This is a genomic window from Clostridium tunisiense TJ, assembly GCF_000300195.1.
In the GTDB taxonomy this organism is placed as follows: Bacteria; Bacillota; Clostridia; order Clostridiales; family Clostridiaceae; genus Clostridium_J; species Clostridium_J tunisiense.
Genome location: NZ_AMQH01000011.1, coordinates 123,469 through 135,630, shown reverse-complemented (window position 1 = coordinate 135,630; position 12,162 = coordinate 123,469). Strand labels below are relative to the sequence as shown.

Here is a 12,162-nt window from a genome sequence, read left to right as displayed (position 1 = left end):
TGTGAGGGGGAGTAAGTTATATGAAGGTGCAAGAACTAAGTAATGAAGAACTTAGTGAGTTCTTAGAATACTGTGGGAAATATGGCAGAGAACATGATGAAAGCTATTTGCCAGATGATAAATTTGTTATAAATGAAGATAATCCAACTTATATATTATTAAATCATGATGAAAAAATAGTTGGTGCAGTATCTTTAATTATGACACCACAATTCCGAGTTTCTAGTAAAGCTAGATTTAGAATATTTCATTCAATAGCTAATGATATTGAAGCATATAAACTACTATTAGATGCTGTTAGAAATCATGTTAAGGGTATAGAAACTGTGTATTTATTTTTACCAAAAGAAAAATCTAATACTGGAGAAATATTTATAGAACTAGGCTTCCACATTACAAGATATTCTTATTATATGGAAAGATGCGGCAAGGAATCGGTAAAGCCGAACTTCCCTAAGGATATTCAATTAAGGCCAGTTAGGGAAGGTGTAGATGAAGAAGTATGGTGTGATATTATAAATGAATGTTTTGCTAATTTGGCTGGACATGTACATTGTACCCAAGATAAGGTTATAGAAATGTTAAGGGATGAGGAACTAATTAAAGATGGAATGATGATATTATGGGATGGTGATAAAGCAATAGGAACTTTATGTGTAAGTGCAGAGGAATCTGATGGAAATATGTTTGCATTTATTGGTGGTGTTGCCATAATTCCAGGGTATAGAGGAAGAAACCTTGGAAGAAATTTAATCAGAGCAGCGGTGCAATTTGGAAGAGATAATGGCTATGAAAATTCTTCGCTATCAGTAAATGCTGAGAATACTAATGCAGCAAAGTTATATCTAAGCGAAGGTTTTGAAGAGAAGTCCGTAATGGTGTGCTATAATATGTAAATACGTTTACTTTAAAAAAAGATATGAGAATGGAAAATGTGCTACCTAAATATGTATTAGGCGGCACATTTTTATTTATGAATTAAGTATTAGGTTGGTTTAACAAAAACCGAAATGGTATTATGTGAATAATCATAAAAGTTAACAAATTGAAAATTATCATTCATTGTGGGTGTTACATGATTGATATCTTGCATAATATATTATATAATAAAAGTATCACCAGTGGTAAAATATGACATAATCAACTTCAACCTATTTTAATAATTCTATGCTAATTATGACTTGGGTATCACATAGCAAGAATTATACCAAAAAAATTTTTAACAAATTATAGGGGGTAACAGTATTATGAAAGAAAATTTAAATCCATTTGAAAATGCTCAAAAAATGCTTAAGGAGGCTTGTAACAAACTAGGTACTGAACCAGCAGTTTATGAAATCTTAAGTGAACCTTTAAGGGTAATTGAAGTGTCAATTCCAGTAAAAATGGATGATGGAACTATTAAAGTATTTAAAGGGTTCCGTTCACAGCATAATGATGCAGTTGGTCCAACAAAGGGTGGAATTAGATTTGACAAGGACGTTACAAGAGATGAAGTAAAAGCTTTATCACTTTGGATGACTTTTAAGTGTGGTGTAACAGGAATACCTTATGGAGGTGGAAAGGGAGGCATTATTGTTGATCCTTCAACACTTTCTAAAGGAGAACTTGAAAGATTGAGCAGAGGATATATTGATGGAATATATAAGCTAATTGGTGAGAAGGTAGATGTTCCAGCTCCAGATGTAAATACAAATGGACAAATAATGGCTTGGATGGTCGATGAATATAATAAACTTGTAGGTCATAGTGCCCTTGGAACATTAACAGGAAAGCCCGTAGAGTTTGGAGGTTCAAAGGGAAGAACAGCAGCTACTGGATTCGGAGTAGCGGTTACAATAAGAGAAGCATTAAACAAGTTAAATATTAATATAAATAGTGCTACGGTTGCTATTCAGGCATTTGGAAATGTTGGAAGTCATACTGCTACAATTATTGAAAAAATGGGAGCAAAAGTAGTATCAATATTAGAATATGACAGAGTAGAAAAGAGAACCTATGGAATTTATAATGAAAATGGATTAGCTACTAAGGAATTAGCTGTATATTATGAAAAGAATCATACACTACTTGGTTTTCCAAATTCCAAGGAGATAACTGCAGATGAGTTTTGGTCTTTAGATGTGGATGTTTTAGTGCCAGCAGCAAGAGAAAACCAAATCACTTTAGATAATGTAGATACAATAAAGGCAAAAATAATAGCTGAAGCTGCCAATGGACCTATTACTCCAGATGCTGATAAAATACTAAATGGTAAAGATATATTAGTAATACCAGATATTTTAGCCAATGCTGGTGGTGTAACCGTTTCCTACTTTGAATGGGTTCAAAATCTCTATGGATATTATTGGAGTGAAGAAGAAGTTGAGGATAAAGAAGAAAAAGCAATGATAAGTGCCTTCAATGATATATGGAAGATAAAAGAAGAATATATGGTTTCTATGAGAAATGCTGCTTATATGCACTCAATAAAACGAGTAGCAACAACTATGAAGCTTAGAGGTTGGTACTAATATACTGGTTGTGTAACTTCTGAATTTAAAATGGATAGGGGTAACTTAAATGAATAATGAGAGCATTAAAGATTATAATGAAAGCTCATACTGTTTTGTATTTTACAAAAGAGAAATTCTTCTTAAAGAGTATGAAGGAGAGCCTAAGTTTCTATCTCTAACTGAAGTTGAAAAGCTTGGAATTGGCAACTCGGAAATCATATATGTAGGTACCGAAGAAGGTAATGAATATTATGCTGCAAATTTGCCTTTTAGTGATAATATTGATGAGTATTACCTAAAAGATATAGGACAAATATATGGAGAGGTTAATGAAATTTTATTTTTCCTTGCCTTACGTGGTTTACACTTTGTAAATTGGTTGAAGAAAACTAAATATTGTAGTTGTTGTGGTGAAAAAGTGCAATTGGAGAGTAAAAAATCTTATATGGAATGCTTACATTGTGGACATCAAATGCATCCCTTTATAAATCCTTGTATACTAGTTGCAGTTTTGAAGGAGGATAAAATTCTTTTAGCACGTTCGCCTCACTTTCCACCTAATTTATTTAGTCTTATAGCTGGATTTGCTGAACCAGGAGAATTCATTGAGACCACTGTTAGAAGAGAAGTTAGGGAAGAAGTTGGAATTGAAATAAAGAACATTAAATATTTTGGTAGCCATCCATGGCCTTTTTCTAATTCACTTATGTTTGGTTTCATTGCTGAGCATTCTTCCGGAGAAATAAAAATAGATAATTATGAAATAGAAGCAGCTGATTGGTATTCATTAGATGATTTACCCCATACACCAGATTATAATTTTAGCTTTGCAAAGATCATAATTGACCATGTGCTAGAACTAAGACAAAAGTCACAATTATAATTTTAATAAATATGACTAAAGGTTTCACAAGGGCAAAATTTAAAAAATATATACCATAGTACACACTGAAAAAACTCCTATCCTGCAAATGGATAAGAGTTTTTAATTTAGATAAATAACACAGTAGTATAGGATTCTTTGTTTATATTTAGTGAGAGCATGGAAGTTATTATATTAAATATGAACTTTCCTTAAAACATAAGTTAGAAATAAAGTCTGCTGAAGAAAAGTATGCAACTTTGATGCAATTTTGATTGAAGTTTGATACAGCCCCCTTTTAATATTGAATTACAAGGTAGCCCTTTATGGCAATAAAAGGATGTTATAAAGCATAGCCGTTAACAATTGAATAACCAAAGCTGAATTTAAACATAGAATGAAGAAATAATTCTAGTGTTAGTAATAGTAATTACTTTTCCTTAGAGTTTTGGAGTAGAAATAAAAAGTAGTTTTGAAAGGGGATAATACATTTATGAAAGTTCATAATGAAAAAATTAAGAAACAACATAAAATTACATTAAAGGATGTATTTCAGGCATTAAATAAATTTAACTTAATTAGAGATTACTCTAGAAGGATAGATTGCTCAGAACTTAACTTTGATTATGTGTCTTACAATTCTAAGGATATTAAAGCCACTACTCTTTTTATATGTAAAGGAGGTAACTTTAAAGTTGAATATCTAAAAGAAGCAGCTAAATTAGGAGCAACTGCCTATATTTCTGAAGAGGTTTATCAAGAGATTCATAATAATCTACCATATATTAAGGTTAGTGATGTGCGAAAAGCTATGGCAGTAATTGGAATGTTATATTATGATTACCCTAATAAGGAAATAAATTTAGTAGGTATCACAGGAACAAAAGGTAAAACTACAACCGCATATTTTATGAAAAATATATTTGATGAGTATTATAAATCAAAAAGTGCAATTTTATCAAGTATTGAGGTATATACAGGTACAACCTTGGAGGAATCACATTTAACCACACCAGAATCCCTTGATTTACAACGATATTTTTCAGAGGCACGAGAAAACAACATAAAAAATCTTACAATGGAGGTGTCATCACAGGCATACAAATTAAATCGAGTGTTTGGAGTGAATTTTAATATAGGAATATTCCTTAATATTGATGAGGATCATATAGGGCCATCAGAACATGTTGATTTTGATGATTACTTATCATGTAAAAAGGAACTTATGAAAAATTGTGACACAGCCATTATAAATGCTAACACAAGAGAGTTTGACAGTGTGTATAATGAAGCTAAGAAGCATTGTGAGAGGGTAATTATATATGGTACCGATAAGAGCCATGATTATTATGTAAATAATATTCGGAAACAAGGAAAATATACTTTGTTTGACGTTAATTCAAAGAACTATAGAAAGACATTCTCAATGTTAATGGTGGGTAGGTTTAATATAGAAAATGCTTTAGCTACTATTATTGCTGCAAGAACCTTAGGAGTGGATGAGGAGTCAATTTATAATGGGATTAAAAATACAACAGTAAAGGGGAGAATGAATATATTTGAAAACAATAAAATTACTGTAATAGTTGATTTTGCCCATAACCATTTAAGTTTTTCTAAACTTTATGAAACTATTAAGTTAGATTATCCAGGACGAAGAATTGTGACAGTTGTGGGTTGTGCAGGGGGGAAAGCCTTCCTGAGAAGACGTGATATAGGAAGCCTTTCAGGTAAATATGCTCAGTATATTTATTTAACTGCTGAAGATCCACAATATGAGGACGTAAAAGCAATATGCATGGATATTGCTCAGTATATAAAGCCATACAAAGCTCCTTACGAAATCATAGAAGATCGTACAGAAGCAATAGAAAAAGCTATCTCAACTGCTAAAAAAGGTGATATTATTATTTTGGCAGCTAAAGGAGAAGTAGCTTATCAAAAGGTAGGAAATGAATATAAGTACTATGAATCCGATATATCCATTGCAAAAAGATGCTTAAAAATAATGGACTAATAAGAAAAGAAGTGATAATATGCCTGTTTTAGATAAAGAGAATTTATTAGAAGTTGAAAGATATGATAGTTTTGTAAAAGGTTCGCCATACTCAATTGTCACTCAAGATTTATCTTGGACAAAAGTAAAAAATCATTGGAAAAATGAACAAGTATACGTGGAGCGTAAGGGGGAAATAGTAGCAGCTATGTCACTACTAATAAGACCTGTAGGAAAATACTCATTAATATATGCTCCTCGTGGACCTGTATGTGATATAAAAGACATTGATCTTGTTATGGAGCTTTTGGACTGTGTAAATATTATTGCAAAACAGTATAAGGCATTTGCTTTTCGGTTTGATCCTGAAGTAGAGAGAACTAAGGAACTTGAAGAGAGTTTTATAAAGAAAGGCTTTATTGTTCGCAATGATAATTTTTCAAAAGAAGATTTAATACAACCACGGTTTAATATGATATTAGATATAAAAGAGAAAACAGAAGAAGCTTTATTAAAGGAATTTAGTCCTAAAACCAGATACAATTTACGAGTAGCAGCTAAAAATGGTATTTCAGTGCGCTATTCTACTTCAAAAGAGGATTTAAAGCTTTTTTATGACCTATTTACAATTACTTGCAAACGTGATGGATTTTTAGGGCGGTCATTTGATTATTTCATAAAAATCATGGATGCATTTGATGATAATAAGTTAAGAATATATTTAGCAGAATATAAGGGACAAGTATTATCAGGAGCAATAGCTATAAATTATGGTAGGAAAATGTGGTATCTCTATGGAGCCAGCTCAAATGAAAAGAGAAACTTTATGCCAAACTATGCTATGCAGATGGAAATGATACGGTGGGGTCTTGAAGAAAAATGTGAAATTTATGATTTTGGTGGTGTCTATGCAATTAGCAAAGAAAATGGACTCTATAAATTTAAAGAAGGTTTTTGTAGGCGAAAGGGTGTCACAGAATTTATAGGAGAAATTGAAAGGGTATATAATAAACCAATTCATTGGATGTTTTCACACCTAGTTCCTTATCTAATAAGGATGAAGAAGAGGATTAAACAATAGTAATAGTGATTTGATTTGTATACCACTAAGAAATCATTAGTTTTTAAGTAGGTTATATTTAAAAAGGGTATTGATTACATATAAATTTTTAAGGGAAGCCATTTTGACTTCTCTTAAATTATTTTAAAAATTAAATGTTTTATAAAATAATTTAGTTGAAAATAGCAAATATGAGGATACTAAGATAATAATAGCTTGGTATCTTTTATTTATCTAAAATATTTTAAATGCAAAGAAAAAATATTACATGTAAATATTATAGGAAGTGTTGGATTAGATGTAAGCTACAATTTATAATATAATTAATGATGCAAGTTGGATGCATCTTTTATGTATTGTTAAGAGGATAAAGGAGTTATATATATGAATAAAATTTTGATTGTAGAAGATGAAAAAGCAATTTCTAATCTAATTAAGATTAATCTTTCTGATGCAGGCTACTTTTGCACTTGTGCCTATGATGGTGCTGAAGCCGCTGATATATTAGAAAAGGAAAGTTTTGATTTAATTCTCCTTGATATAATGTTACCTAAGATTGATGGGTATGAGCTAATGGAATATATTAAATTCCTTGAGATACCAGTAATATTTTTGACAGCTAAGTCTACTGTTCAAGATAAAGTGAAGGGATTAAGACTTGGAGCAGAGGATTATTTAACAAAACCATTTGAGATTATTGAACTTTTAGCTAGAGTAGAAACAGTTCTGCGACGTTATAATAAAAATGATAAATTTCTAAAAGTACATAATTTATCTATCGATACTCTTTCAAGAATTGTAAGGAAAAATGGAGAAATCATAAATTTAACTCCAAAGGAATATGAGTTGTTACTTTTATTTGTTCAAAACAAAAATATAGTTTTATTTAGAGACCGTATTTATGAAAAAATATGGGGTGAGGATTATATTGGAAACAGTAGAACCATTGATCTTCATGTACAGCGATTGCGTAAGAAAATCGAATGGGAAGAAAAGCTTGTAGCTGTTTATAAAATAGGTTATAGATTAGAGGTATAACAATGAACTTTTTTATGAAAATTTTTTTTAGTACAGTACTTATTGCAGCAGTTACATTTAGTGGTGGAAGTTTTCTGCTTATTGATTTTCAGTTTCGCTCCGCATTAAGCCGTGAAGTAACTGCTGCCTATGAAGAAAATGATATTATTCGATATTCTATTAATCATGAGTTAGAAACAATAAAAGATAATAGAGCTTCTGTCTATTCACCTAAATTGGTCACAGATAGTGAGGAAATGCGAAAGCAGTTTATTTGGCAAGTTGCTCAGTCAGTGACAATAAATACTTCGAAAGGAACAATTCCCTTCAGGTTGAACAACAATTTATATGAAACTATTTTTACTAGTAGCAAAATTGGGATTAACAATAATATTCTAAAAGAAATATCAGAAAACAATAGAGGATATGAAATTATACAATATGATTCTCAATATTATATACATGCCGCGGGACCCATTGCTGTTCAAAATGAAACAATGTATTTAGAGAATTTTCATGATATTACTTTTCTGTTTAAAAGCCGTGCTGAACAATATAGAATTTTTTATTATCTAATATTAGCTATTATTGGTTTAAGTGGACTTATAATGTTTATGGTTTCTCATTGGCTTACAAAACCACTTAGTAATTTGTCAAAAGCAACAAAGCAAATCGCTGATGGGAATTTTGACCAACGGATAACTATTAAAACTCAGGATGAATTTGGGAAACTGTCCGAAGATTTTAATACAATGGCAATAAAATTGGAGCAAATGGTAGAAGAATTGAAGGATGCATCACACCGTCAGGAAGATTTTGTGGGTAGTTTCGCACATGAATTGAAGACACCATTAACTTCAATGATTGGCTATGCTGACATGCTGCGTTCAAAAAAAATGGAAACAGAGCAGATAATAATATCTTCAAACTATATTTTTGAGGAGGGTAAGCGGCTTGAAGCTCTTTCAATGAAATTAATGGATATGATTGTATTGAAAAAACAGGACCTTACAATGAAACCTGTTGATGCGCAAGCCTTCTTTAATGCAATACAAGGCGTTATGCTTCCAGTACTGGAAAAGGAAAATATAGAATTTATAGTAAATGTTGAGGATGCAATTTTAAACATTGAGCCTGATCTTATGAAAACAGTATGTATTAATTTATTAGATAATGCCAGAAAAGCAATAGACGATGGTGGAAAGATAACATTCACAGGAAAATGGGATTTGGAAAATTATCTTATTACCACACAGGATACAGGTAAGGGAATGGAAGAATCAGAGCTATCCAAAATTACGGAAGCATTTTATATGGTGGATAAGTCTAGATCAAGAGCAAGAGGGGGCGCAGGCTTAGGACTTGCAATTAGTTCAGAGATTATAAAGTTACATGGGGCAGAAATGAAGTTTCAGAGTGCTCTTAGAAAAGGTACATGTGTTGTTATTTATCTGAAGGGAGCTGAAAAATTTGATAAGAATTAGAACCTTTGGAATATTAATCTTGTTTATAAGTATCTTAATTGCAGCAGTATTTCTCCCTTCAAACATATCTCAAACAAGAGATAATAGACTATTAGGAAAGGTGAAAATACAACCAGTAGACAAAAGGATATCTGTGAATACAGCCAACATAAGTGTGGTGGACAAAATTGCTTTGATTAGTGGGTATAACCGAATTGATAAAAATATTGTAATGGTAAATCAAAATCAGCAGCTTGGAGGAAAGCTTACTGAAGAAGACGCACCAGTTATAGTCTTGAATCAATTAGAAAAATTGAAAGAAAGTGGTATATTTCCAAAGATAGAGTTAAATAATCAATTAGATTGTAGATATGCATTGAAGAATTATACAGACATGAATAAGCCAGATAACAATGTACGAGTGTGGGATGTACAATTTTATTCTGATAAAATTGTTTTAAATGCTCTGATGGATGTTGACACTCATTTAATATATGAGCTCTATATTTGGTCAGGGGACCTAATGGCACCTGTGGACTTTGAAACCCTTCCAGAGAAATTTGCAAATTATATTGGTGTAGAATGGGATGATGTAAGAGATAAGAAGCTTCAAAAGGGAAAGTACTCTGTAGCTGGAGGTAAAATATACTATTTATTTAATGAATTCGTTGAAGGCAATGGTCAAAGAGGGGTAAGAATTGCAATTAGTTCAAATGAGAAAATTTATGAATAATAAGACATAAAAAAAACTGCTTAGAGTGAGCAGTTCTTTTTTATGTTTTTTAATAAGAAGTCTACCTTTCGCACTTTATGATAAGTCATATCAAAGGTAAGTTTAAGATAAGCAAAAGGTACATACTTCCACAGGGAAGAGTTAGCTCAAGTTTAGGCGAGGTTTTTATATTTAATATTAATTGAATTTAGTCCATTTTGAATTTTCTTTTCCAAGCACCACTTTTAAAGCGTATGAAAAGCAAGGCAAAACGAACTACGTTATCTGCTATCATACAAAGCCATACGGCGTTTAGACCCAGGTGAAAAACAGATACGCATAAGTAGGTGGAAATAATTCTTACTCCCCACATAGATAATATTGATATGAATACAGGAGTTTTAGTGTCTCCTATGCCATTAAATATTCCTTCTAATATTATTAGTGCGCCAAACATAGGTTCAGAAACCGCTACAATACGAAGTACAGAAGAACCATATTTGATAACCTCAGGGTCATTTATAAAAATAGACATCATAGTCTCAGGAAAGAAAAACAATATTGCTCCTGTTATAGTCATTATTGTAACTGCAAGCCACATTATTGTTATAGAGGTTTGCTGAAATTTTTTTTCATCTTTTTCACCAAGAGCATTTCCAACAAGGGTTGAAGTAGAGGCTTGCATGCCGTAACCAGGAATGTAAAATGCTTCTTCGGCAGTTAAAGCTATGGAATGCGCAGCAAAAGCTATAGTACCCAGGCTTGTTACAAGAGAAGAAAAAACAACTTGACCTAGACAAGTTATGGTACGCTCAACAGTCACAGGAAAACCAACACTAATGCATCTTTTCATTATGGGAAGGTGAAGTTTTATCTTTTCACCTTTAGGTGATACTAACTTATTTTTATAAAGAGCAAAAAACATTAAAAAACCGCTTATGGTGTAAGATATGGCTGTAGCTATGGCAGAACCAATTACACCTAAACCTGCTCCATAGGTAGGTATTTCTAAGCTTCCAATAGATAAAGTTTGGCTTCCATAAATTAATAGAAAGTTTAATACAATATTAGTTAGATTCATAATCAGATTAATCCTCATAGGTGTTTTTGTATCCCCAGTAGAGCGAAGGACAGCACCAAAAACTATGGTTGAAACACGGAATAGCATAGGCATACATATGATGGCAAAGTAAATGGATGCATCCTTTTGAATTTCTGGAGCGGCTCCTAACCATTTAGGCAAAAATGGGCTGACGCTTAGGGTAGCGACAGATAAAATTATTCCTAATATAAAGGTTATTATAATAGATTGAATTGAGGCTATTTTTGTTTCTTCAAATTTTTTAGCACCTATGGAAAAGGAGATGCAGGATAGCACACCTATGCCCATGGCAAAGGCTGGACTATTTACAAGCCAGTTCACTGTAATAGTAAGTCCAACTGCAGCAGAGGCCTGAGCACCTAGTTGTCCAACCATTGCAGAACCTACATATTGTACTGCAGTCTGCAGAGCTTGTTCAACTATAGAAGGCCAGGATAGAGTCCAGATGTTAGTAATCATTCCTTTTCTTTCAGTAATATTTTTCACAATACTTTCCATAAATATCTCCTTATTCATATGTGCATATATTGTTATTGTTTTACATTTGATATAATAAGGGGTATAGCAACTATATAGTCAAGGGGATTGATAAGCATGAATAGTAAAATATATTTATCAACTGGAGAATTAGCACAAATGCTTGGGGTTACAAAGCAGACAGTAATTTATTACGATAAAATAGGATTAATTTCCCCAATAAAACGTGGTGAAAAGGATTATAGATATTATACTTTAGAGCAGGCAGATGAATTAGACTCTATTCTGACTTTTAGAAATTTAGGAGTACCTATTAATATTCTTAAGGAGTATTTAAGTGTGAGAAATGCAGAAGGATGCATTGAGATGCTCAGGAAGCAAAAGGAAAAAGTTGATTTAGAGATTCAAAAATTAGATAAAATTAGAAGAAAGATTGAGGGAAGATCAAGATTACTAGAACAGGTCTTGGGCATTAGTGACTTTGAAAAGGTGGTATTTTCAACAGAAAGCAAGGAGTACTATATGATAGAACCTTGTATGGAGGAGAATGAAAAGGCATTTATGCAAAGCTTTATTGCTATTTGTAGTAGGTCAAAAGAGCTCCAGATAGATTTTGAAAATCCTATTTGCAATATAATTACAAAGGAGGCTTTAGAACTAGGTCTTTATAAAAAAGTGACTTATTTTGGAATAAGAATACCTGAAGATTTTGAGGGAGAGTTAACTAATAAGTACGAAAAGTCCTATGGAATCTATGCATCAACTTATCATAAAGGTTCTTATGATACCATGTACCTTTCTTATGAAAGATTGTTAAATGGCATAAAGGAACAAGGCTATAGTATATGTGGAAATGCATATGAAGTTGATTTGCTTAGTACTCTTACTAATGCGGACAGTAATGAATATTTAAAGTTGATTTCAATACAAGTTTGTAAGTGAAAATAAATTCATAATAGTTAGGATTAAGTTGTTAAA

At 31.9% G+C, this 12,162-nt stretch carries 10 protein-coding genes; 9 read left to right on the top strand and 1 reads right to left on the bottom strand.

Annotated elements, in window-relative coordinates; genetic code table 11:
- Positions 1 to 20 precede the first annotated feature (20 nt).
- The 8 genes from C661_RS22755 to C661_RS0110605 all read left to right on the top strand — a co-directional run bounded on the left by C661_RS22755 (position 21) and on the right by C661_RS0110605 (position 9,626).
- The gene (locus tag C661_RS22755) at positions 21 to 896 is read left to right on the top strand and encodes a GNAT family N-acetyltransferase (RefSeq protein ID WP_017415297.1); all 876 of its coding nucleotides are present in this window, start codon (positions 21 to 23) and stop codon (positions 894 to 896) included.
- 348 nt (positions 897 to 1,244) lie between these two features.
- The gene (locus C661_RS0110635) at positions 1,245 to 2,513 is read left to right on the top strand and encodes a Glu/Leu/Phe/Val family dehydrogenase (protein WP_026051016.1); all 1,269 of its coding nucleotides are present in this window, start codon (positions 1,245 to 1,247) and stop codon (positions 2,511 to 2,513) included.
- 49 nt (positions 2,514 to 2,562) lie between these two features.
- Complete coding sequence (gene nudC / locus C661_RS0110630; RefSeq protein WP_017415295.1) at positions 2,563 to 3,378, top strand: NAD(+) diphosphatase; 816 nt, start codon at positions 2,563 to 2,565, stop codon at positions 3,376 to 3,378.
- Positions 3,379 to 3,850: 472 nt separating this feature from the next.
- The gene (locus C661_RS0110625; protein WP_017415294.1) at positions 3,851 to 5,374 is read left to right on the top strand and encodes a Mur ligase family protein; all 1,524 of its coding nucleotides are present in this window, start codon (positions 3,851 to 3,853) and stop codon (positions 5,372 to 5,374) included.
- Between the two features lie 19 nt (positions 5,375 to 5,393).
- Positions 5,394 to 6,434 carry a lipid II:glycine glycyltransferase FemX gene (locus tag C661_RS0110620; protein WP_017415293.1) on the top strand — a complete coding sequence of 347 codons (1,041 nt, stop codon included), beginning with the start codon at positions 5,394 to 5,396 and terminating at the stop codon, positions 6,432 to 6,434.
- 363 nt (positions 6,435 to 6,797) lie between these two features.
- On the top strand, positions 6,798 to 7,451 hold the full coding sequence (locus tag C661_RS0110615; RefSeq protein ID WP_017415292.1) for a response regulator transcription factor: 654 nt from the start codon (positions 6,798 to 6,800) through the stop codon (positions 7,449 to 7,451).
- Positions 7,452 to 7,453: 2 nt separating this feature from the next.
- Positions 7,454 to 8,914, top strand: coding sequence for a sensor histidine kinase (locus C661_RS0110610; protein WP_017415291.1), 1,461 nt, complete (start codon positions 7,454 to 7,456; stop codon positions 8,912 to 8,914).
- Complete coding sequence (locus tag C661_RS0110605) at positions 8,901 to 9,626, top strand: hypothetical protein (RefSeq protein ID WP_017415290.1); 726 nt, start codon at positions 8,901 to 8,903, stop codon at positions 9,624 to 9,626. Before C661_RS0110610 ends, C661_RS0110605 begins: the two co-directional genes overlap by 14 nt.
- Positions 9,627 to 9,813: 187 nt before the next feature.
- On the opposite strand, the gene C661_RS0110600 is transcribed toward C661_RS0110605, so the two are convergent.
- The gene (locus C661_RS0110600) at positions 9,814 to 11,205 is read right to left on the bottom strand and encodes an MATE family efflux transporter (protein WP_017415289.1); all 1,392 of its coding nucleotides are present in this window, start codon (positions 11,203 to 11,205) and stop codon (positions 9,814 to 9,816) included.
- A 96-nt stretch (positions 11,206 to 11,301) separates the two neighbouring features.
- On the opposite strand from C661_RS0110600, the gene C661_RS0110595 reads away from it, so the two are divergent.
- Positions 11,302 to 12,126, top strand: a complete 825-nt coding sequence (locus C661_RS0110595) for a MerR family transcriptional regulator (RefSeq protein WP_017415288.1) — start codon at positions 11,302 to 11,304, stop codon at positions 12,124 to 12,126.
- Positions 12,127 to 12,162: the final 36 nt, after the last annotated feature.

Bases quoted from the DNA above. Each gene is read 5' to 3' on its own strand.
- C661_RS22755 (WP_017415297.1), top strand. From the start codon at position 21: ATGAAGGTGCAAGAACTAAGTAATGAAGAACTTAGTGAGTTCTTAGAA.
- C661_RS0110620 (WP_017415293.1), top strand. From the start codon at position 5,394: ATGCCTGTTTTAGATAAAGAGAATTTATTAGAAGTTGAAAGATATGAT.
- C661_RS0110625 (WP_017415294.1), top strand. From the start codon at position 3,851: ATGAAAGTTCATAATGAAAAAATTAAGAAACAACATAAAATTACATTA.
- C661_RS0110600 (WP_017415289.1), bottom strand. From the start codon at position 11,205: ATGGAAAGTATTGTGAAAAATATTACTGAAAGAAAAGGAATGATTACT.
- C661_RS0110595 (WP_017415288.1), top strand. From the start codon at position 11,302: ATGAATAGTAAAATATATTTATCAACTGGAGAATTAGCACAAATGCTT.
- C661_RS0110610 (WP_017415291.1), top strand. From the start codon at position 7,454: ATGAACTTTTTTATGAAAATTTTTTTTAGTACAGTACTTATTGCAGCA.
- C661_RS0110615 (WP_017415292.1), top strand. From the start codon at position 6,798: ATGAATAAAATTTTGATTGTAGAAGATGAAAAAGCAATTTCTAATCTA.
- nudC (WP_017415295.1), top strand. From the start codon at position 2,563: ATGAATAATGAGAGCATTAAAGATTATAATGAAAGCTCATACTGTTTT.